Source organism: Sodalis sp. RH20, assembly GCF_047324205.1.
Taxonomy (GTDB): domain Bacteria; phylum Pseudomonadota; class Gammaproteobacteria; order Enterobacterales; family Enterobacteriaceae; genus Acerihabitans.
In genome coordinates this window covers 1,568,748-1,588,379 of the sequence record NZ_CP178733.1, presented here as the reverse complement: position 1 = coordinate 1,588,379, position 19,632 = coordinate 1,568,748, and the positions used below count along the sequence as shown (strand labels likewise).

The 19,632-nt window shown below is 60.7% G+C and carries 21 protein-coding genes and 1 pseudogene; 7 read left to right on the top strand and 15 right to left on the bottom strand.

Annotation, left to right across the window (positions count from 1 at the left end; translation table 11 throughout):
- Positions 1-87: 87 nt before the first annotated feature.
- The 9 genes from argE to ACL2XM_RS07425 form a co-directional block, all read right to left on the bottom strand.
- A complete protein-coding gene (argE, locus tag ACL2XM_RS07465; RefSeq protein ID WP_413730303.1) occupies positions 88-1,236 on the bottom strand; it encodes an acetylornithine deacetylase in 1,149 nt (382 codons plus the stop codon).
- Positions 1,237-1,377: 141 nt separating this feature from the next.
- Positions 1,378-1,788, bottom strand: coding sequence for a RidA family protein (locus tag ACL2XM_RS07460; protein ID WP_410016801.1), 411 nt, complete (start codon positions 1,786-1,788; stop codon positions 1,378-1,380).
- 73 nt (positions 1,789-1,861) lie between these two features.
- On the bottom strand, positions 1,862-2,614 hold the full coding sequence (locus ACL2XM_RS07455) for an amino acid ABC transporter ATP-binding protein (protein ID WP_413732662.1): 753 nt from the start codon (positions 2,612-2,614) through the stop codon (positions 1,862-1,864).
- A complete protein-coding gene (locus ACL2XM_RS07450) occupies positions 2,607-3,269 on the bottom strand; it encodes an amino acid ABC transporter permease (protein WP_413732661.1) in 663 nt (220 codons plus the stop codon). The genes ACL2XM_RS07455 and ACL2XM_RS07450 overlap by 8 nt, the downstream gene beginning before the upstream one ends.
- On the bottom strand, positions 3,266-3,940 hold the full coding sequence (locus ACL2XM_RS07445) for an amino acid ABC transporter permease (RefSeq protein WP_410014701.1): 675 nt from the start codon (positions 3,938-3,940) through the stop codon (positions 3,266-3,268). Before ACL2XM_RS07445 ends, ACL2XM_RS07450 begins: the two co-directional genes overlap by 4 nt.
- On the bottom strand, positions 3,940-5,394 hold the full coding sequence (locus tag ACL2XM_RS07440; protein ID WP_413732659.1) for an MmgE/PrpD family protein: 1,455 nt from the start codon (positions 5,392-5,394) through the stop codon (positions 3,940-3,942). The genes ACL2XM_RS07445 and ACL2XM_RS07440 overlap by 1 nt, the downstream gene beginning before the upstream one ends.
- A 131-nt stretch (positions 5,395-5,525) precedes the next feature.
- Positions 5,526-6,311 carry a transporter substrate-binding domain-containing protein gene (locus ACL2XM_RS07435; protein WP_410014699.1) on the bottom strand — a complete coding sequence of 262 codons (786 nt, stop codon included), beginning with the start codon at positions 6,309-6,311 and terminating at the stop codon, positions 5,526-5,528.
- Positions 6,312-6,392: 81 nt separating this feature from the next.
- On the bottom strand, positions 6,393-7,361 hold the full coding sequence (locus tag ACL2XM_RS07430) for an agmatinase (RefSeq protein ID WP_410014698.1): 969 nt from the start codon (positions 7,359-7,361) through the stop codon (positions 6,393-6,395).
- Positions 7,362-7,409: 48 nt separating this feature from the next.
- On the bottom strand, positions 7,410-8,285 hold the full coding sequence (locus ACL2XM_RS07425; protein WP_410014697.1) for a MurR/RpiR family transcriptional regulator: 876 nt from the start codon (positions 8,283-8,285) through the stop codon (positions 7,410-7,412).
- Between the two features lie 14 nt (positions 8,286-8,299).
- On the opposite strand from ACL2XM_RS07425, the gene ACL2XM_RS07420 reads away from it, so the two are divergent.
- From ACL2XM_RS07420 to pepE, 6 genes are all read left to right on the top strand, one after another.
- Complete coding sequence (locus ACL2XM_RS07420) at positions 8,300-8,566, top strand: hypothetical protein (protein ID WP_413732657.1); 267 nt, start codon at positions 8,300-8,302, stop codon at positions 8,564-8,566.
- Positions 8,567-8,711: 145 nt separating this feature from the next.
- Positions 8,712-9,464 carry an IclR family transcriptional regulator gene (locus tag ACL2XM_RS07415; RefSeq protein ID WP_410014695.1) on the top strand — a complete coding sequence of 251 codons (753 nt, stop codon included), beginning with the start codon at positions 8,712-8,714 and terminating at the stop codon, positions 9,462-9,464.
- A gap of 66 nt (positions 9,465-9,530) precedes the next feature.
- Positions 9,531-11,120 (top strand): OPT/YSL family transporter, encoded by a 1,590-nt coding sequence (locus ACL2XM_RS07410; RefSeq protein ID WP_413732655.1) that lies wholly within the window; start codon positions 9,531-9,533, stop codon positions 11,118-11,120.
- A gap of 67 nt (positions 11,121-11,187) precedes the next feature.
- Positions 11,188-12,117: a DUF1177 domain-containing protein gene (locus ACL2XM_RS07405; RefSeq protein ID WP_410014693.1), complete on the top strand. Its 930-nt coding sequence runs from the start codon at positions 11,188-11,190 to the stop codon at positions 12,115-12,117.
- 11 nt (positions 12,118-12,128) lie between these two features.
- Positions 12,129-12,809, top strand: a complete 681-nt coding sequence (locus tag ACL2XM_RS07400) for an AroM family protein (RefSeq protein ID WP_413723034.1) — start codon at positions 12,129-12,131, stop codon at positions 12,807-12,809.
- A gap of 63 nt (positions 12,810-12,872) precedes the next feature.
- Entirely contained in the window at positions 12,873-13,583 is a 711-nt protein-coding gene (gene pepE / locus ACL2XM_RS07395) for a dipeptidase PepE (RefSeq protein WP_413732654.1), read from the top strand.
- 335 nt (positions 13,584-13,918) lie between these two features.
- Here the strand turns inward: pepE and ACL2XM_RS07390 are convergent, their stop codons facing one another.
- Positions 13,919-14,125, bottom strand: coding sequence for a hypothetical protein (locus tag ACL2XM_RS07390; protein ID WP_413732653.1), 207 nt, complete (start codon positions 14,123-14,125; stop codon positions 13,919-13,921).
- On the opposite strand from ACL2XM_RS07390, the gene treA reads away from it, so the two are divergent.
- Complete coding sequence (gene treA, locus ACL2XM_RS07385; protein ID WP_413732652.1) at positions 14,124-15,812, top strand: alpha,alpha-trehalase TreA; 1,689 nt, start codon at positions 14,124-14,126, stop codon at positions 15,810-15,812. The two genes, ACL2XM_RS07390 and treA, sit on opposite strands and share 2 nt — an antisense overlap.
- Before the next feature lie 83 nt (positions 15,813-15,895).
- Here treA and ACL2XM_RS07380 read toward each other — a convergent pair whose 3' ends face one another.
- From ACL2XM_RS07380 to ACL2XM_RS07360, 5 genes and pseudogenes are all read right to left on the bottom strand, one after another.
- Positions 15,896-16,498, bottom strand: coding sequence for an SIS domain-containing protein (locus tag ACL2XM_RS07380; protein WP_410014689.1), 603 nt, complete (start codon positions 16,496-16,498; stop codon positions 15,896-15,898).
- A gap of 34 nt (positions 16,499-16,532) precedes the next feature.
- A complete protein-coding gene (locus ACL2XM_RS07375) occupies positions 16,533-17,261 on the bottom strand; it encodes a 3-deoxy-manno-octulosonate cytidylyltransferase (protein ID WP_413732651.1) in 729 nt (242 codons plus the stop codon).
- Positions 17,262-17,284: 23 nt separating this feature from the next.
- Positions 17,285-17,782 carry a hypothetical protein gene (locus tag ACL2XM_RS07370; protein ID WP_413733273.1) on the bottom strand — a complete coding sequence of 166 codons (498 nt, stop codon included), beginning with the start codon at positions 17,780-17,782 and terminating at the stop codon, positions 17,285-17,287.
- Between the two features lie 159 nt (positions 17,783-17,941).
- A pseudogene (locus ACL2XM_RS07365) lies at positions 17,942-18,292 on the bottom strand (alcohol dehydrogenase catalytic domain-containing protein); the annotation flags it as partial.
- Positions 18,289-19,620, bottom strand: a complete 1,332-nt coding sequence (locus tag ACL2XM_RS07360) for an aspartate aminotransferase family protein (RefSeq protein ID WP_413723038.1) — start codon at positions 19,618-19,620, stop codon at positions 18,289-18,291. The gene ACL2XM_RS07360 and the pseudogene ACL2XM_RS07365, both read right to left, overlap by 4 nt.
- Positions 19,621-19,632: the final 12 nt, after the last annotated feature.

The following is a 19,632-nucleotide window of genomic DNA, read 5'->3' as shown; positions in this document are numbered from 1 at the left end:
CGCGGCAATGCCTGTTTATCGCCGCGCCGCGCACAGCCTAATTAATGTCTCAGATCAAGGCGCAATAGCCGCTCTCCCGCTGCCTGCTTAGCAGCCCACCACCTTGCCCAGGAACGCCTGACAAAGTTCCAGCTGTTCGAGGGTGACATATTCATCGGCTTTATGCGCCTGGGCGATGGACCCCGGTCCGCACACCACCGTCGGAATACCCGCCTGCTGGAACAGTCCCGCCTCGGTGCCGAATGACAGCGAGTCAAAAGACGCCTGTTCCAGCGCGCCGGCACAGCGTTGTTTGAGCTCATCGGTGGAACCGTCGTCGCGCAGCCCGGGATATTCCGACTGTAGCTCCAGCCGGATATCCGCGCCTTCAGCCACCTCGCGCATCGCGGGCAGCAGCTCCCGGGCCACGTTATCCAACGCGTTTGCCAGCAGGTGGTGGCGGGTGTGCGGCAGCGGGCGGATTTCAAAATCGAACTCGCACCGATCGGGCACCACGTTGACCGCGCTGCCGCCGTGGATGGTGCCCACCTGTACCGTTGACCAGGGCGGTTCGTAGCGGGCGTCGGTATCGCCGTCGCGCCACAGCCGTCCCTGGTTGCGCAGGAACAGAACCAGTTCGGCGGCGTAGTCAATGGCATTCACGCCCAGATGATTTTGCGAGGAGTGCGCCGCCTGCCCCTGCACCGTGCAGCGCCAGGCGCTTTTCCCCTTATGGGCGGTGGCGACGCGCATCAGGGTCGGCTCGCCGATAATACACCCGGTGGGCCGTGCCCGATCGCGCGCCAGCTCGGCAAGCAACCCGCGCACCCCGACGCAGCCGATCTCCTCGTCATAGCTGATGGCGATATGCACCGGCCTGGCATCGGCGGCCCGGGCGGCCTGGATAAAGCGGGGCACCATCGCCAGTACGCAGGCCAGGTAGCCCTTCATATCGGCGCTGCCCCGGCCATACAGACGCTGGCCGCGCCGGGTAAGGACAAAGGGATCGCTGCTCCATGGCTGACCCTGCGCCGGCACCACGTCCGAATGGCCGGACAGGCAGATACCGCCCCGATCAACGGGGCCGATAGTGGCGTACAGATTGGCGCGCTCGCCGTCGGCGCTGTAAACCCGGCGGCTGGCAATACCGTAACCGGCAAGATAGGATTCGACAAAATCAATCAGCGCCAGGTTGGAGCGGCGGCTTAGCGTCGGATAACCCACCAGCGTCGACAGCAGTTCTATGACATCGCTCAATTACGGCTCCTTTGGTTTCACGGCCTCGGGCCGGCGTTAACGCCGCTGCTATCAAGGCGTTCTACCCCGCGCGCGGCGTACTTATGATGACGGGGCGCCCCGCCTTTTGCTGCGCGGCAACCGGCCAGGCCGCGGGGCAGGTTATGATTTTACGGCGATAACATCGATCTCCACCCACCACTCCGGGCGCGCCAGCGAGGTGATCATCAGCCCGGTGGATACCGGGAACACGCCTTTCAGCCAGCGGCCCATAATGTTGTAGACCGTCTCGCGGTAGCGCACATCGGTCAGATAGACCGTAATCTTACAGATATCCTCAAGCTTGCTGCCCGCTTCTTCCAGCAGCATGTTGATATTGTACATGGCCTGCTCGGTTTGCGCGGCCACATCACCCTTGCCCACCGATTCGCGGGTATCCAGGTCCTGGCCTATCTGGCCGCGCAGGAATACCATATTGCCGGCCACCACGGCCTGGCACAAATCGTTATCCAGATTCTGCTCGGGATAGGTTTTCTTGGTATTGAAGGGGCGGATACGGGTGTGACTCATGATGCGTTCTCCATTGTTGCGATTTTAGGTTTGTGGCCGGAAAGCCCCCGGCCGGGTACGGCATTCGCCCGGCGTTTCACGCCAGGAACTGTTTTAACTCCGCGGTGCGCGGATGATCGAAAATGTCCTCTGGGGTCCCCATTTCATGGACGCGCCCCTGGTGCATAAACACGATGCGATCGGCGACCTTGCGCGCAAAGCCCATTTCGTGGGTGACCATGATGATGGTCATGCCGTCGGCGGCGAGCCCTTCGATCACCTGCAGCACTTCGCCCACCAGTTCGGGGTCGAGGGCGGAGGTGATTTCGTCGCACAGCAGCACCTCGGGGTTCATCGCCAGCGAGCGCGCAATCGCCACCCGCTGCTGCTGGCCGCCGGAAAGATTGCCGGGCCAGGTGGCGAATTTCTCTTCCAGGCCGACGCGTTTTAGCAAAACGCGCGCCGTGCGCTCCGCCTGTTCGCGCGGCATTTTTTTCACCAGCGTCGGCGCCAGCATGACGTTTTTACCCACCGTCAGGTGCGGAAACAGGTTAAAGCTCTGGAAAATCATGCCGACGTTTTGGCGCAGCTCGCGCATGGCGGCCGCGTCATGCTGCCGGATGGCCTGTCCGTCCACCGTCAGTTCGCCCTCCTCAAAGTTTTCCAGGCCGTTGATGCAGCGCAGCAGCGTGCTTTTACCCGAGCCGCTCTTGCCCAGGATGCAGACCACTTCCTGGCGTTTAATCTGTAAATCAATGCCCTTGAGCACCTCATTGTCGCCAAACCGCTTGTGCAGGCCGCGAATATCGACCACCGCGAAGGCGGTGTCCGCAGGAGTACTATCAGTCATGTCCGTCGGCTCCCTGGATGAGTTGTTTTTCTAAATGCCGGCTCCACCAAGACAGCGGAAAGCACAGGATAAAATAAAGCGCCGCGACGCTGCCGTAGACCAGGAACGGGGCAAAGGTGGCGTTGGAAATAATTTGTCCCGAGCGGGTCAGCTCGACGAAGCCTATCACCGACGCCAGGGCGGTGGCCTTCACCGCCTGGACCAAAAACCCCACCGTCGGCGCCACCGCTACCCGCAGCGCCTGGGGCAGGATGACGTAGCGCAGTTGTTCGCCAAAGGTTAACGCCAGGCTGGCGGATGCCTCCCATTGCTGGCGGGGAATACTCTCCACGCTGCCGCGCCAGATTTCGGCAAGATAGGCGCTGGCATACAAGGTCAGGCACAGGCTGGCGGCGAACAGCGGCGAGGTGTCGACGCCCAGCAGCGCCAGGCCGAAATAGGTCAAAAACAGTTGCAGCAGCAAAGGCGTGCCCTGGAACAGATTGACATAGAGGATCACCAGCACCTGCAGCCAGCGCCGGTGCGACAGCCTGAACACCAACAGGATGGCGCCGACGATGCCGCCGCCGGCAAACGCGATGGCCGACAGGCCGACGGTCCAGCGCAGCGCCAGCAGCAGGTTGCGGTATATGTCCCATAAAGAGAAATCACTCATGATTTTTTCCCAAGCGACGGTCCGAAGATAAACCGCGGCCCCAGCCAGCCGAGGAACTGGCGCACCATCACCGCCAGCGCCAGGTAAATCACCGCGGCGACGATAAAGGCTTCGAAATTGCGGAAAGAGCGACTGGCGATCAGGTTGGCGCTGAACGACAGTTCCTCGGTGGATATCTGGCTGCAAACCGCCGATCCCAGCATGATGATAATCACCTGGCTTATCAGTGACGGCCAGACGCGCGACAGCGCGGGCGGCAGCACCACGCGGGTAAAAATCTGCCAGCGGTCCAGCGCCAGGCTCTGGGCGGCTTCGACCTGGCTGCGCGCCGTGGCCTCAATGCCGGCGCGGGTGATCTCGGCCGCGTAGGCGCCGAGGTTCAGCACCAGCGACAGTACGCTTGCGGTCACGGCCGACATATGCAATCCCAGGGCGGGCAGGCCGAAAAAGATAAAAAACAGCTGCACGATATAGGGCGTATTGCGCACCAGTTCGACATAGCACCCCACCGCGAAACGCAGCCAAACGCCGCCGTGGGCCCGCGCCCAGCCGCAGGCGATGCCAAGCAGCAGTCCAAGCAGCGTGGACACAAGCGTCATGGCCAGGGTGACCAGCGTACCGCCAAGCAATAGCGGCCATTGCTGCAGAATCGGGGAAAAATCAAAAACCATTACCCATGCTCCTTTGGTGTCGGTTCCGCCAGCACCAGCGTCGCCACGTCAGTCATAACGGGCAGCCGCCACAGGCTCGCCAGCAGTTGTCCGGCCGCCTGCGGCGCCAGGCAGCGGGCGGCGCAGCGCAGAAATTTATCGCCCAGGGCCCGGTCTTCCAGCGGGCGGGCGGCGCTGCCGGCGGCCTTGGCGACAAAACACTGCAATTTAGCGCCGTCGCGCAGGGTTATCGTCACGTCCGCGCCTTCCGGGGCGTCGGTGAACAGCGCAGGGTCGGCCCAGCGCGCGCCGCTGGTCATGCTCACCCGGCTCATTAGATCAATGAGGGTCTTTTCCGTCATCAGTCCGTCGTCCAGATGGTCCAGGGTCAGTTCGCCGAACAATAACGACGCCGCGATGGCGAAAGGCAGGCTAAACTGCGCTTGCTGGGCGGTGCGCGGCTGCGGGTAGATCAGGTTCGCCATGACTACCGGCGGCACGTCGCAGGCGATGCCGGCTATCTGGTCCGGTTCCAGCCGGTAACGACTCGCCAGATCCAGCACGCCGTCCACCGCCGCATGTGAGGAGAGGCAGACCGGGATGCGTTTAACATCCACTCCCGGCGCCAGCAGGCACCAGCGTCCGTCCCCCGGCGCCAGCCATCCGGCGTCAAGTTCGCCGTTGTTGCACAGGGCCGCCAGTCCGTAGCCATGGGACAGCGCGCCGGCGGGACCGTTCGCGCCCTGTTGCGCCAGCAGCGCCGCCGTCACGCCGCCCTCGGCGGCGCGCCCCGCCAACAGCGGTTTGGCGTCGCTGCCAAACGCGCATTTCATGCCGCCGGCGCCGGCAATCGCCAATCCTAACGCATGCGCGGTGGCGTCCACATCCAGCGCCAGCAGTTTGGCGGCCGCCGCGCACGCGCCGATGCCCCCAAGCAGGCCGGTGGTCCACCAGCCGCGATCGTAAAGGGTGCGGCCAAGGGCCATGCCGACGCGGTACTGGCACTCCGCCCCGGCCACCAGCGCGGTCAGCAACGCCGCGCCGTCGGCATGGCGCGCCTGCGCCACCGCCAGCGCCGCCGGCACGATCACCGCCGAGCCATGGACAAATCCGGCATAACAGTTATCGTCAAAATCGAGGGCGTGGGCGGCGACGCCATTGGCAAACGCCGCCGCCGGCGCCGCAAGACGCCGGGAGGCGCCCGCCACCGCCGCGTGGCCGTCGGCCGAGGTCAGCGCCGTTAACCGCCGGGCGCGGCCGGCGACGGGGGTAACCGAACCCGCCAGCATCACGCCCAGGGTGTCCACCAGGCAGCGCAGCGCCACCCGGCTCACCGCTTGCGGAATCTCCCCGGGAACCAGGGCCGCCACCCACTGCGCCAGCGGCCGGGTGTCGCCCGGCGCGGCAACTTCTACGGCCGCCCCGCCGGGTTTATCACCCCGCTCTGGCCAAATCGGATTACCTGTCGTTGTCATAATGTCCGCTCCTGCCGTGGCCTGTTGGCGTCGTCAACCAGCCGGGCCCGCCAGGGTCCGCTGGTGTTCATCAGACCCTGCGCCGGTGCGCGCTCCGTGGTCATCGTCATGCCGCGCGCCGGCATCCCGTTTTATTCCGGCAGGTCGCCCGCCGGGGCGCCCAGCCATTTTTGCGAAATCTTATCCAGGGTGCCGTCGGCCTTGGCGGCGCGCAGGATTTCGTTGACCTTGGCCAGCAGGGCGGGTTGGTCTTTTGGCAACCCGACGTAACAAGGCGAATTGGATAAAATTACCTTCAGGTGCAGGTCCAACTGCGGATGCTTTTGCTTCATCGCGGCGGCAACCGTGGTGCCGATGGCCACCAGCTGCGTCTGGCCCGACAGGAAAGCGGAGATGGTGCTGTTATTATCCTCAAAGCGTTTTACCTGCGCGTCCGGCGCCAGCCGGCTTAGCTCTTCGTCCTGCATTGAACCGCGGGTCACGGCGACGGTTTTGCCGGCCAGTTCGCCGAAATTGGCCGCCTGGGTCTTGTCGGCGCCGAAGACCGCGTCAAAAAACGGCGCGTAGGCGATGCTGTAGTCGATAACCTTGGCCCGCTCGGCGGTTTTGCCCAGCGACGAGATGGTCATGTCCGCTTTACCGGTTTGCAGGTAGGGCACCCGGTTCGGTCCGGTAACCGGCACCAGGATCACCTTGGCGCCCAGCTTTTGCCCGAGCAGATTGGCCACGTCGATATCCAGCCCCTGCGGCGCCATATCGCCGCCTACGTACCCATAGGGCGGGTAATCCACCGGCACCGCCACGCGCAGCGTTTTCTGGCTCATGATGTTATCGAGCACATCAGCGGCGTTGGCCGCCGTCAGTGTAAAAGCGGCCAGCGCGCCCATCAGCAGCGCTATCACGAAGTGTCTTTTCATAACGATTATCCTGTGTAGACGAAAAAAGGAACCAGGTCCGGCGCCGCACCCGCGCCGGCGCCGGCAGTAATGGCTTAGATGTTATTTCCTGAAATACCCCGCTCTCACCGCCATGCCGATCAGGTTGACAAAAAAACGGCAGGCGGTAATGGCGGTAATGCCGTTAAGGTCTTTTTTCGGCGTGATCTCAACGATATCCATGCCCACCACCCGCCCTTTTTTCACCAGGCCGTGGATGATTTTCCGCGCCTCGCAATAGGTGACGCCGCCCAGGGCCGGGCCGTTGACGGCAGGCATAATAGTAGGATCGATACCGTCCGCATCGAGGGTAATGTAGTAGTTTCCGCCGTCGGGTATACGATCGAGCACCGACTGCGCGCCCTCATCGTGCAGTTCGTGGGCGGTAATAAGATGCGCGCCATACGCCAGCGCGGCGTCCACTTCCTCCTGGCGGGCCGAGCCGTTGGCGCGCAGGCCGATCTGGAAAATTTCGCCGATATGCGCCATTTCCGAGGCGCGGCGTATCGGGCTGGAGTAACCGTCGGTCACGCCGTTAACCTCCTGGCGCCAGTCCAGATGCGCATCGATATGGACCAGGGTAATGGGGCCCAGGGTGTCAAGCGCGCGCAATACCGGAATGGGTATGCCATGGTCGCCGCCTATCACCAGCGGCATGCCGCCCAGGGAAATGATTTTGCGCACCACCGCTTCGGCGGCGTCATAATGGCCGCCCAGTTCACGCGCGTCGCCGGCGATATCGCCGCAGTCCACCATCCGGATCGGCTGGTTGTCCATCAGCGGGCCGCCGATGTCGAAATCATAGCGCTCGATGCTGCGCACGGCGCGATCGGTGGCCTGGCGCACGGCGGTGGGCGCATTGGTCTGGTCGTTGGTCACCTCATCGATGGAGTAAGGCGAACCGTAGGGGATACCCAGTACGGCGATATCCACCGACTCCAGGGTATTGAGGTCGGTAACCACTTCCGAATACAGCAGGCTTTTATGGCCGTGTTTCGGCGCGGTGGTCAGTTCCGGTTTATAGCGGGTCATAGTCATGTCCTGTACTGGTTGTCTAAAAACGTGGGTAACGGCGGCGGGTCAATCCACGCTCCACCACTCCCCCATTGCCCATAGCGTTTCCTCGGTCTCGCTGACCAGGGCGCGTACATCCACTTTCGAGGTGGCGGCCATCAGCGCCACCAGTAATTCGCTCACCATAAAGGCAGGCGTTATGGTGTCGAAAAAAGAGGCGGTCTTTTTTTTCACCAGGATGGTCTCACCGGCCAGACGCGCCACCGGCGAGCTGGCGTTATCGCTGATGGCGACGATTTTCACCTTTTGCTGGGACAGGTAGCGGGTCAGGGCCACCGTGCGCCGCGAATAAGGCGACAGGCAGGAGACCAGCAGGGCGTCTTTTGGTCCGAGAGTGCGCATCAGCGCCATGACGCCGCTCTCCCCGGCCCCTTCCACCAAATGGACGTTATCCTTGAAATAGGACGCCACATGGCAAAAATGAAACGCCACCGGGAAAGACGAGCGCAGGCCAAGACAATAAATATCCCGCGCCTGCGCTAGGATGGCGGCGGCGCGCACCATGGCGGCAAGGTTGTCGTCCCGGCAGGATGCCTGGATATGCCCGGCAGTGGTATTGGCCAGCTCCAGCAGCAGGGAAGACTCGCCCACCTTCTGTTTCATTTCCACCAGCGCCGGCACCCTTGAGCCGTATTCATAGCCTTTCGCGCGCACCGCGTTGACAAAAACAGCGCGGATATCGTCATACCCTTTGAGTCCAAGGCGCTTGGCCAGCCGTGTCATGGTGGAGGGCGGGATCCCCGCCAGCCGCGCCTGTTCACGCATGGACATCACCGCCACTTCCTGCGGGTGATCCAGGACAAATCTGGCCGCCAGCCGCACCTGTTTCGGCAGGGACTCGTACTGGGCATTAATAGCCTGAGTGAGCGTGAGCTGATCCATAAAAGGGGTCCCTAATGCATATCGTCATAAGCATGATTGCAACAGGTATGCCAAAAATGATTACTAATGATTCAATTGATTCATTTTCGCGGCGGCAGGTACGGCTGGCGCAGGGCGCCGTCGGGAAGACGATGCGACAAAATGATTCCTTTGATTCATTTCCGCGCCAAATTAATTTTTGCCGCGGGTGGCGCGACGGCGGCATCGCTTGGACACGCCGCGCCGATGCCCGGCTTAGCGGGGAGCCGGTGCATCATGATGGTGCAAAAGCACCTATTTAGTGCATAGACTTTTACATGGAATATCGCCAAGAAGCAGGCCTCTAAAAAAATCCAATATTTATCAATTAGATATAATTACAACGCTACTGGCACGCCCTTTGCTTATCTTATATAACGGGACCGAGTTCCATTTTATGAGATAAGCATGAGCATACTGAACAGTACCGCCGCGATTTTGCGCCTGATGAGCACCCTGAAACGCGGCGTGACGGTGACCGATTTGGTCGAACATTTGCAATTCCCCAAAAGCACCGCCTCCCGCGTGCTCAAGCAACTGGCCGAAGCGGGCTTTTTGGACCGGGACGCCAGCTCGCTCGCCTATCAGCCCGGGCTGATGCTGCTGGAAGTGACCCATCTGGTGCGGCGCAATTCCTCATTAACGGATCTTATCGAACAGGCGCTGCGCGAACTGTGCGGATTAACCGGGCATACCGGTTACCTGTCGGTGCTTGACGGCAACGATGTGCTGGTACTGCGCGTTATCCCAGGCGTGCACGCGCTGCGGGTGATCCGCAACGCGGGATCCCGCTCGCCGGCCTGGGGCACCTCCACCGGCCGCGCGCTGCTGGCCCGGCTGCCGGATACCCAGCTGAACGCCCAGTTCCGCGCCGTGCTGTCGCCCGCCAACGACCTGCCGATGCATTTCACGCAGCTGATGGATCGGCTGGCGGTCGTGCGCCGCTGCCATTGGGCGTCGGCGGTTAACGAAGCGGTGGCCGGCGCGGCGTCGGTCAGCTGCGCTGTGGGCGACCCCCACAGCGGCGAAACCGTGGCGTTTTGCCTGACCTTTCCGGCCTCGATGGCGGATGACACGGAAATCCAGCGTCTTTCCCGGCTGTTGTGCGCGGCGGCGATGCAAATCGGCAAAAAGGTCGGCGACCCCTACTGGTTTCGCTAACCGCCGGACGCAGGATCCCGTGGCCGCATTTCGCCGTTATTTTGCTTTATTTTTCAGGAGTGGTTTATGTCACATCGTCAGCATCCCAGCAGCTTTAACCCGGGCACCTTGCTGTTTCTCACGGTGCTCAGCATCTTTGGCGCGGTCATCGGCATCCAGCTGCTGACTACGCTTGGCGTCACGCCCAATACCTCGATTATCGGCGCGCTGGTGGCGATGATCATCGCCCGGGTGCCGCTCCAGCTGTTCAAACGTTTCCGCTCCATACATATCCAGAACCTGGCGCAAAGCGCCATTTCATCCGCCACCTTCGGCGCGGCCAACAGCTTGCTGCTGCCCATCGGCATTCCTTATATTTTCGGCCGGCCGGATCTCGTGCTGCCGATGTTTATCGGCGTTTCGCTGGCCATGCTGCTGGACGGTTATCTGCTCTACCGCATGTTCAACACCACGGTATTTCCGGCCGCCGGCGCCTGGCCGCCGGGCGTCGCCGCGGCGGAATCCATCAAGGCCGGCGATCAGGGTGGGCAACAGGCGGGCATTCTCGGCGCCGGCTTGCTGATAGGCGCCGTCGGTTCCTGGTTTAAGTTCCCCATGGCGGCGCTGGGCACGGCGTTTATCGGTAATATCTGGGCGTTGTCGATGTTCGGCGTCGGCCTGCTGATCCGCGGCTACAGCCTGCCGTTAACCGGGTTCGATATTAATAAAAACTATATTCCCCACGGCATGATGATCGGCGCCGGATTGGTGGCGCTGTGCCAGGTGATCGCCATGATCCGCGGTAAGAAACTCGATCGTGCCACCGCCACTGCCGATACGCTGAGCGCGGCGGACGCCGACCGCCGCCATATTCTCGGCTCCCTCGGGCTTGGCGCGGCAGGGTATATCCTTATTGCCGCGCTGATTGCGCTGGGCGGCGGGCTGTATACCGCAATGCCGATGGGCATGTTATTGGCCTTTATCGTCTATGCCGCTTTCGCCGCGTTTATCCATGAACTGATCGTCGGCCTGGCGGCCATGCATTCCGGCTGGTTCCCGGCTTTTGCCGTGGCGCTTATTACCCTGATTATCGGCATCATGATTGGGTTTCCGCCGGTGGCGCTGGTCATGCTGTGCGGTTTCTCGGTGGCCACCGGGCCGGCGTTCGCCGATATGGGATACGATCTGAAAGCCGGGTTTATCCTGCGCGGCAATAACGCCGATATCGCTTTTGAGCTGGAAGGACGCCGCCAGCAGCTGTTCGCCGCCCTGATCGCCTTTGTTATCGCCATGCCGGTGGTCTACCTCAGCTACCAGGGCTACTTCGCCAAGGGGCTGGTGCCGCCGGTGGCTAAAGTTTATGCCGCCACCATCCAGGCCGGCGTGTCCACGGACATTGCCAAATCACTGCTGATCTGGGCGGTGCCGGGCGCCCTGATCCAATGGATTGGCGGGTCTTCGCGCCAGTTGGGCGTACTGCTGGCCACCGGCCTGCTGATTGCCAATCCGCTGGCCGGGTGGGCGGTATTGATCGGTATCGCCATACGCCTGGTGGTGCTGCGCCTTGGCGGTGAGCAGCGCCGTCATCAGCTGGAGGTCTTTGCCGCCGGACTGATTGCCGGCGATGCCCTGTTCAGCTTCTTTAATTCGGTTTTTGCCGGCAAGAGCGGTAAATAACGCGGTATCCGCGGGCCATGGCGTTTTTGCAACCCGGGCTATCCTGACCCTTCGTTGAGAGATATTTATGACTTTATTACAGACCCTGCACGTATTTGAAGCATTCGACTCCGCCTTTGCCAGCGGGCAGACGGTGGCGCAACTGCTGGCCGCCTATCCCGCGGCCCAGGTCAGCATTACCGAAATCAGCGGCCCCAAGGGCAAAACCGATTTCGTCAAAGTCGTTATCCCCGGCACCCAGGGGAAACGCGGCGGCGGCGCGGCCCCGACGCTGGGTATTGTCGGGCGTTTGGGCGGCATCGGCGCGCGCCCTACCCGCATCGGCCTGGTATCCGACGCCGACGGCGCCGTAGCCGCCATCGCCGCCGCCGTTAAGCTTGCGCATATGCAAACCCAGGGCGATAGCCTGCCCGGCGATGTGATCATCACCACCCATATTTGCCCCGACGCGCCGACCCGGCCGCATGAGCCGGTGGATTTTATGGATTCGCCGGTGGAAACCGAAGAGATGAACGCGCAGGAAGTGCTGCCGGAAATGGACGCGGTGCTGTCCATCGACACCACCAAGGGTAATCGTATCATCAACCATAATGGGTTTGCCCTGTCGCCCACGGTGAAACAGGGCTACATCCTGCGCGTGGCGGAAGATCTGCTGCGCATTATGGAAATGACCAGCGGACGGCTGCCGGTGACCTTTCCCATTACCACGCAGGATATTACTCCCTACGGCAACGGCGTTTTCCATCTCAACAGTATCCTGCAGCCGTCCATCGCTACGGCGGCGCCGGTGGTGGGCGTGGCCATTTGCGCGCAAAGCGCGGTACCCGGCTGCGGCACCGGCGCCAGCCAGGAAACCGATATCGCCGCCGCCGCCAAATTCGTGGTGGAAGTCGCCAAGGAGTTTACCCGCGGCACCTGCAGTTTTTACGATAGCGCCGAATACGCCCGCCTGTTGGAACTGTATGGTTCCCTGGCCCATTTACAGCAACGTCAATAAGCGAGGTCGTTATGTCCGCAACCTTACTGGGTACCCTGACCATCGGCCAGGCGCCGCGCGCCGATATTACCCCTATCCTGACCGAGCACCTGCCCGCGGGGGTGGAATGCATCCATCTGGGCGTGCTCGACGGCCTGGATCACGCCACTATCGCCCGGCGCTTTCCCGTCCGGCCCGGCGAGGCGGTGCTGACGACCCGGCTGCTGGACGGCAGCGCCGTGATCCTGGGTAAAAGCGCGGTTCGCGAGGCGGTCCAGGCAAAACTCAATGAACTTGAACATGTGGGCTGCCGCACCATCGCGCTGTTATGCACCGGTGAATTCCACGGTCTGGGCTGTGGGCAGGCCTGGCTGCTGGAACCCGATTTGCTGGTGCCGCCGGTGGTAACGGCGCTGACGAACGGGCGCCAGGCCGGCATCCTGGTGCCGTTGCCCGAGCAGATGGCGAGCGAAGGCGCAAAATGGCGCGCCCTGGCGCGTCCGCCGGTGTATGCCGCCGCGTCGCCGTACAACAGTACGCCGCAGCAGTTGACCGCCGCCGCCCTGGCGCTGAAGACCCAGGCCGCGGACGTGATTGTCATGGACTGCATGGGCTATACCGAACAGCATCGCCGGATAGTGCGTGAAGCCACCGGCCTGCCGGTGATATTATCGAACGCCCTGTTGGCCCGCCTGCTGGCCGCCCTACTGTAGCCATGGAAGCCATGGCGCCGCGACCGGCAAAGCCGCCATGGTAATTCATTAAGGAGTGGATGTATGGAACTGCTGTTACTGAGTAATTCGGTGCTGCCCGGCCACGGCTATCTGGCCCATGCCGTCGATCCGATGCGCGCGCTGTTAAAGAACCGCCGCAAGGCGCTGTTTGTACCTTTTGCCGGCGTCACCGTCGCATGGGACGATTATACCGCCAAGGTACGCCAGGCCATGGCGCCGCTGGGCATCGAGCTGACCAGCGTACACACGCTGGATGACGCGGCGGCGGCGGTGGCCCGCGCCGAGGCGATTATCGTCGGCGGCGGCAATACCTTTCATCTGCTGAAATGCTGCCGCGAGCGCGGGCTGCTGGGGGCCATCACCGAGCGCGTGCGCCAGGGCGCGGCCTATATCGGCTGGAGCGCCGGGGCCAACCTGGCCTGCCCCACGCTGTGCACCACCAATGATATGCCGATCGTCGATCCGGGCGGTTTTGCGTCCCTGGGACTGGTGGACTACCAGATCAATCCCCACTATACCAATCAGTTGCCCGCCGGACATCAGGGGGAAACGCGCAACCAGCGTCTGGCCGAGCTGCTGCGTGCCCGGCCGGAGATGACCGTGATCGGCCTGCCGGAGGGCGACTGGCTGACGGTCGCCGACGGCGAGACGCGGCTGGCGGGGCCTTACGACGCGGTGTTGTTCCGCTCCGGCCGGGAGCCGCAGACGCTGAAACCCGGCGCCGCCCCGCTTGACCTTGCCATAACGCGGTAGTCGCCGGTGCGGTTGTCCATTACCGGCCCCGCGGGCTGGAGCCGGGCAGGGTTGCCCCTGCCGGCTGGACACCCTCCGGACCGGCTTAACGCTTATCCTGTGGTCAGGGAATATTCTCCATGAATAGTGCGGAATTATCCGTTAAGACGTTAAGCGACTTATGACCTGCAAACGCTGAGAAATATTCATTATATATTTAATATTAATAAGAAATTATTTTCCAATAAATTACAATAACATGTTCGCAAAATAAATACTCTTATCATTATTATACCCGCGCCGCCGATCTGATGAAACATACGCAACAATAAGCGGATACCGCAGGAAAAAATAACTCAACGATAAAAGATATAGAGTGCTGGAAATAGAATTATCCCGCCAATAATTTGAACCAGCCCCCATTTTTGGTCAAATATCCCATCGCCGGCGTTAAATCCGGCTAAAATTGCTAAATCTTGTCTATTCAAAGGCATAACAATGCCCTCCCCGCGCCGCGGCCGGTTCAATGGCGGGCGGCGCCCTATCCAAAAGGAGATACCCATGCTGGCGCCTTATTCAGTTGGATTAAGGAACATACTGTTGGCGATAGTTCTGGCGGCCGGTGCCGGCCCCGCTGTTACCGCCATGGCCGCGCCCCAGCCGGTCGAGTCCGGTCCCCTGGCCCCCGCGGCGGCGGTGCTGCCGCCCGATATTCTTTTTGGGCCGTTGTTCGAGGCGGTGCAGCAGGCCAGAATTTTCCCCGATCAGAAAACCTTTGCCGACGCGGTGCCGCGGGAGAATCCCGCCGCCATCCTGGCGCAGTATCAGGATCAGCACGCCCAGGCCGGGTTCGATCTCAAGCGTTTTGTCGCGACCCATTTTATCCTGCCCAGCGAAGGCAAACCCTACCAGCCGCCTGCGGGACAGACCCTGCGGGCGCATATCGACGGGCTTTGGCCGGTGCTGACCCGTAAAACCGATAGCGTGCCGCCCTTTGATTCACTGCTGCCGCTGCCGGAAAGCTATGTGGTGCCCGGCGGCCGCTTTCGGGAAGTGTATTATTGGGACAGTTATTTTACCATGCTGGGCCTGGCCGAAAGCGGCAACTGGGAACGGGTCAAAAACATGACCGATAATTTCGCGCATGAAATCGATACCTACGGTCATATCCCCAACGGCAACCGCAGTTATTACCTGAGCCGCTCCCAGCCGCCGTTTTTCTCGTTTATGGTGGAACTGCTCGCCGCGCAGGAAGGCGACGCGGTGTATGCGCGCTACCTGCCGCAGCTGAAAAAAGAATACGACTACTGGATGCGCGGCGCCGACGGCCTCGCCAAGGGCGCCGCCGCCGAACGCGTGGTGCGCCTGGACGACGGCGGCCTGCTTAACCGGTATTGGGACGATCGCGACGTGCCGCGCACCGAGTCCTGGATGGAGGATATCGCCACCGCCGCCAGGGCGAAAAACCGGCCGGCGGCGGAAGTCTACCGCGACCTGCGCGCCGGCGCCGCCTCCGGCTGGGACTTCAGCTCGCGCTGGCTGACCGATCCCCATGATCTCGCCACTATCCATACCACCGACATTATCCCGGTGGATCTGAACGCCCTGCTGTTCCATCTGGAGCAGACGCTGTCCCGCGCCAGCAAGGCCGCCGGCGCGTCCGGGGACGAACTGCGCTATACCCGGCTGGCCGACGCGCGCAGCCACGCCATCAACCGCGTGCTGTGGAACCAGCAGGACGGTTATTACACCGATTATGACTGGCGGCAGAAAAAAATCACCCGCCCGATCACCGCCGCCACGGTATTCCCGCTGTTTGTGCGTATCGCGCCGCGCGCGCGAGCGGTCAGCACCGCGCAGGCGGTGCGCGACCAGTTGCTGAAAGAAGGCGGATTAACCACCACCACCGTCAATAACGGCCAGCAATGGGATGCGCCCAACGGCTGGGCGCCCCTGCAGTGGGTCGCGGTACAAGGGCTGCAAAATTACGGCCAGGACGCCCTGGCGCAGTCCATCGGCACCCGTTTTCTTAAAAATGTGCAAAATCTGTATGACGCGCAGCACAAGCTGGTGGAAAAATATGTGGTCGAAGGCAAAGGACTGGGCGGCGGCGGCGGCGGCGAATATGCGCTGCAGGACGGCTTCGGCTGGACCAACGGCGTCACGCTGAAACTGCTGGATGCCTATTGCGGCGCGCTCACGGACTGCAAAAAACACGATCCGGCAGCGGCGGCGCAGCCGGCGCATTAACTGCCGGGAGCACGCCGGAAGGCGTGCTTCAACCACCAGCACCACGCTATCTCTGATGCAGGGCGAAGGGGTAAAAGGGAGGATTACCTTGCAGCCAACAGCGCGCCCAAATGGCCCGCCGGATGGTTTTTGGAAAAATCCTGCGCGGAAAATCCTCTCAATTCCATAAGCGCAATGGCCATGGCGTCCCCGATAGCAAGCGTGGCGCTCGCGCTCACCGTGGGCACGATATCATAGGAACAGGCCTCGCCCTTGATATCAAAGGCAATGGTAATATCCACACTTTCCGCCAGGGGTGAAAGTCTATTCCCCGTTATCGCTATTATCGGTACGCCGCGTTCATGTAAAATAGGGACAAGCTGCATGATTTCATCTGTTCTGCCGCTATATGAAATTAAGAGAATAATGTCATCAGCGGTAATCATGCCCAAGTCACCATGTTTCGCTTCAACCGGATGGATAAAAAAACTTGGTGTGCCTATGGATGACAGGCTGGAACAAATTTTACGCCCGACATGCCCGCTCTTCCCTACGCCCAGGATAATGACATGGCCGGTGGACGCATGAATTAAATTAACCGCCTCATAAAAGCCGGAGTTGCCGAGTGACGAGGCTATCGCATATAACGCATCGGCTTCTTTAACCATAACCCTGCCGCCAATATGCAGTATCGCTTGCTTATCCATATATTTCTCCTCCTGATAACATGATGGCGCGGGCTCAGACCAGGAGACTGCGCGCTATATTAAGGTCATCCAGGGTGTCAACGCCCAGGGGATTGACATCCACAATGGAAATATCAATGCGCATGCCGTGCTCCAATGCCCGCAGTTGCTCCAGTTTTTCCCGCTGTTCCAGCGGACTGGGCGGCAGTTGGGAAAAGCGGGTCAAAGCATCGCGCCTGTACGCATACAGACCTATATGGTGATAATGCTCGCCGCCGCCCCAGGGAATAGTGTTGCGGCTAAAATAGATGGCCCGTCCGGCCTTGCTTCCCGGCGGCATAGAGACGGCCACCTTAACCACGCTATCGGAAAGCCGCTCGTTCGGGGCGGCGATAACCGATGCGAGCGTCGCCACTTCGGCGCCGGGGAGGCGCAGCGGCGCCACCAGGGTTGTCAGCATCGCGGGATTGGCCGTGGGCATATCTCCCTGCAGGTTCACGATCACCTCATATTTGCCTGCCGGGTCGACAGCTTCCAGTGCGGCAAATACCCGGTCAGACCCGCTGTTAAGCCGTGGATCGGTCATGACCGCCTCACCTCCCACGTCGCGGATGGCCCCGGCAATCGCTTTATCGCCGCAGGCGACAATGACCGGCCCAAGATCGGCTTCTATGCCGCGCCGCCAAACGTGAACAATCATAGGGAGGCCGTTAATATCGGCCAGCGCCTTGTTAGGTAGCCGGGTTGAGGCCAACCGGCTGGGAATAATCGTGACGATATTCATATTATCCTCGGTTGAATCGCGCTTTAAAGCTGCTCATGCGTGATGATTTTTTTATTGGATTTTATTTTCCCATAATTAGCAAAAACATTATTAATATCCTCAAACGAATGAAAACTCAGTAAATTATCATGCTGCGTACTCCAATTATCCGCCAGCAGCGCCGCGGCGTCGGCCATATGGATACTATCGCCATTCAGATGACACAATATGATTTCAGGCTGTTTCCAGGGTAATCGTTCTGGAATAAACGGCTCATCGGCATGGTATCTGCTGAGCACCACCAGCCTGGAACATTTATCCAGTAGATCACAAGCCTGGCGAAAGCCACGGGAAGCGCCGGTCGCTTCGAATATAAGTTGAAAGCGCTGCCCGGCCATGGGGGCCTTGATTCGGTCCGGATACAGGCTTCGTAATTGGTCGACTTTATAATCATTATGATCATGGATATAAACATCGGCCCCGGTGATTTCGAGCAGCGCGAAAATAAGCAAGCTCCCCAACCCGCCGCAGCCCAGCACCAATATTTCGCCTTTACGGCCCGATACATTGCTTAACGCCACGGCATGAAGCGCCACCGAGAGGGGCTCTACAAGCGCGCCGATATGATCTTTCCGGTAAGCGGGTAATTTATGGACGTACGAATAATGGATGTCTATGTACCCGGCATACCCACGGTTGGTATAATGTTGCTCACCGCCCCTGACGCAAAGATGGCCTTTTTTTTGCCGGCAATAATGGCATTGACCGCAGCGAAAGTTGGGGTCGATAACCACCTGGCTGCCTGGCTGCAAGTTGATTACGCCGGCGCCGGCGGCTTTGATCACACCGCAATGTTCATGCCCTAACGATACGGGATAGCCTTCGTTCCTGTGGCCCAGATAAAATGATTTATCCGTACCGCAAACGCCGCAATAATTTATTTTTATCCTGACATAACCAGGGGCGACCTCTTCCTCAAGCTGACGGCTGGCAAAAGAAAACCGCCCCGGCTCCAGTAGTATCGCTACGGTATTTACGCACGCTCCGCTCATGCGAGTCCCCCCGTCTGTTCCAGCGCCGCAACCGCGGCGGCGGCTTGCTCAAGGGTGTAGTCGATATCAGCGGCGCAATGGGCCGTGGAGACATACCATAGTCCCTCGGGGGTAATCCTGACGCCCCTCGCCTGCAATGCCGCATGCCACATGACGAGCAGCGGATGGCTGAGTTCACGCCGAGCTGTACGATAATCGCGGGCAACCGCCGGCGCTGCCCGAAAAGTGGTGGTCACCGCGCCGGGACTTGCCCTGACTTGCAGGGGCAACGCCGTGCCGGCGGCAATGTCTTGTAATCCCGCCCGCAGCGACTCACTCAGTAGATGAATTCTAGCCAGCTCCGCGCCGCCGTTATCGGCGAGTATTTCCAGGTTAGTTATTGCGCCGGCAAGGAAAGGCGGGAACGCATTATAGGTACCGGTATGCAAGGTTTGGGCGCCGGCAAGCAATCGCATATACTGTTCTTTACCGCCGACAGCCGCCAGGCAAACCGGACCGCCCAGCGCCTTGGCGAAGGTGGCGATATCGGGGATTACGCCATACCTGGCCTGGGCGCCGCCTATAGCTGTCCTGAAACCCGTTTGGATTTCGTCGAATATCAGCGGAATACGGTAGTGGTCGCACAGCTCCCGCATTCTGGCGAGATAGTTTTTTTCCGGCAGGATATTGCTCCAGAAGCTGTTAAACATGATGGGCTCGGTCACTACCGCGGCGATATCCCCGGCCTGACTGGCTAACACGCGCTCCAGCGCGTCGGTATCGTTCCAGCGTAACGCGAGGATATTACCGGCGTCGCCGGCGGGTTGCCCACGCGACATGGCTAACAGGGCGCCGGTATCTTGGGCGGTGTCTTCCGGGGTACTGAATCCCCAGGCGATATTGTCGAGCCAGCCGTGGTAATGCCCCTCGAAACGGATGATTTTTTCACGGCCGGTGGCGGATCTGGCCAGGCGCAGCGCGACATGCACCGCCTCCGAGCCGGAATTGCAAAAGCGGACCATCTCCGCGCCGGGCACCAGGGCTTTTATTTTTTCCGCCAGGACAATCTCCAGTTCGGTTTGCCCGGCGAAAAATTGGCCCGCCTGATATTGCTGCGCAATGGCGTCAAGGATACGGGGATGGGAATGACCGGTAATTAACGGCCCCCGGCCCAGGACATAATCTATGTATTTATTTTCATCGACATCCCATACATATGCCCCTCGCGCTTTTTGATAGAACAGGGGGTGCGGTTGCCAGTTGGCCCGATTATTACTGGACACGCCTCCGGGAATAACATTCGACGCTTTTTTATACAGCGCGTCGGAAATGGCATAATTCATGCTCATTCATCCTCCTTT

Excerpts from the sequence above, each read along its gene's own strand:
- ACL2XM_RS07455 (WP_413732662.1), bottom strand. The coding sequence starts at position 2,614 with ATGACTGATAGTACTCCTGCGGACACCGCCTTCGCGGTGGTCGATATT.
- ACL2XM_RS07450 (WP_413732661.1), bottom strand. The coding sequence starts at position 3,269 with ATGAGTGATTTCTCTTTATGGGACATATACCGCAACCTGCTGCTGGCG.
- ACL2XM_RS07445 (WP_410014701.1), bottom strand. The coding sequence starts at position 3,940 with ATGGTTTTTGATTTTTCCCCGATTCTGCAGCAATGGCCGCTATTGCTT.
- ACL2XM_RS07440 (WP_413732659.1), bottom strand. The coding sequence starts at position 5,394 with ATGACAACGACAGGTAATCCGATTTGGCCAGAGCGGGGTGATAAACCC.
- ACL2XM_RS07435 (WP_410014699.1), bottom strand. The coding sequence starts at position 6,311 with ATGAAAAGACACTTCGTGATAGCGCTGCTGATGGGCGCGCTGGCCGCT.
- ACL2XM_RS07430 (WP_410014698.1), bottom strand. The coding sequence starts at position 7,361 with ATGACCCGCTATAAACCGGAACTGACCACCGCGCCGAAACACGGCCAT.
- ACL2XM_RS07425 (WP_410014697.1), bottom strand. The coding sequence starts at position 8,285 with ATGGATCAGCTCACGCTCACTCAGGCTATTAATGCCCAGTACGAGTCC.
- ACL2XM_RS07420 (WP_413732657.1), top strand. The coding sequence starts at position 8,300 with ATGCATATCGTCATAAGCATGATTGCAACAGGTATGCCAAAAATGATT.
- ACL2XM_RS07415 (WP_410014695.1), top strand. The coding sequence starts at position 8,712 with ATGAGCATACTGAACAGTACCGCCGCGATTTTGCGCCTGATGAGCACC.
- ACL2XM_RS07410 (WP_413732655.1), top strand. The coding sequence starts at position 9,531 with ATGTCACATCGTCAGCATCCCAGCAGCTTTAACCCGGGCACCTTGCTG.
- ACL2XM_RS07405 (WP_410014693.1), top strand. The coding sequence starts at position 11,188 with ATGACTTTATTACAGACCCTGCACGTATTTGAAGCATTCGACTCCGCC.
- ACL2XM_RS07400 (WP_413723034.1), top strand. The coding sequence starts at position 12,129 with ATGTCCGCAACCTTACTGGGTACCCTGACCATCGGCCAGGCGCCGCGC.
- pepE (WP_413732654.1), top strand. The coding sequence starts at position 12,873 with ATGGAACTGCTGTTACTGAGTAATTCGGTGCTGCCCGGCCACGGCTAT.
- treA (WP_413732652.1), top strand. The coding sequence starts at position 14,124 with ATGCTGGCGCCTTATTCAGTTGGATTAAGGAACATACTGTTGGCGATA.
- ACL2XM_RS07390 (WP_413732653.1), bottom strand. The coding sequence starts at position 14,125 with ATGGGTATCTCCTTTTGGATAGGGCGCCGCCCGCCATTGAACCGGCCG.
- ACL2XM_RS07380 (WP_410014689.1), bottom strand. The coding sequence starts at position 16,498 with ATGGATAAGCAAGCGATACTGCATATTGGCGGCAGGGTTATGGTTAAA.
- ACL2XM_RS07375 (WP_413732651.1), bottom strand. The coding sequence starts at position 17,261 with ATGAATATCGTCACGATTATTCCCAGCCGGTTGGCCTCAACCCGGCTA.
- ACL2XM_RS07360 (WP_413723038.1), bottom strand. The coding sequence starts at position 19,620 with ATGAGCATGAATTATGCCATTTCCGACGCGCTGTATAAAAAAGCGTCG.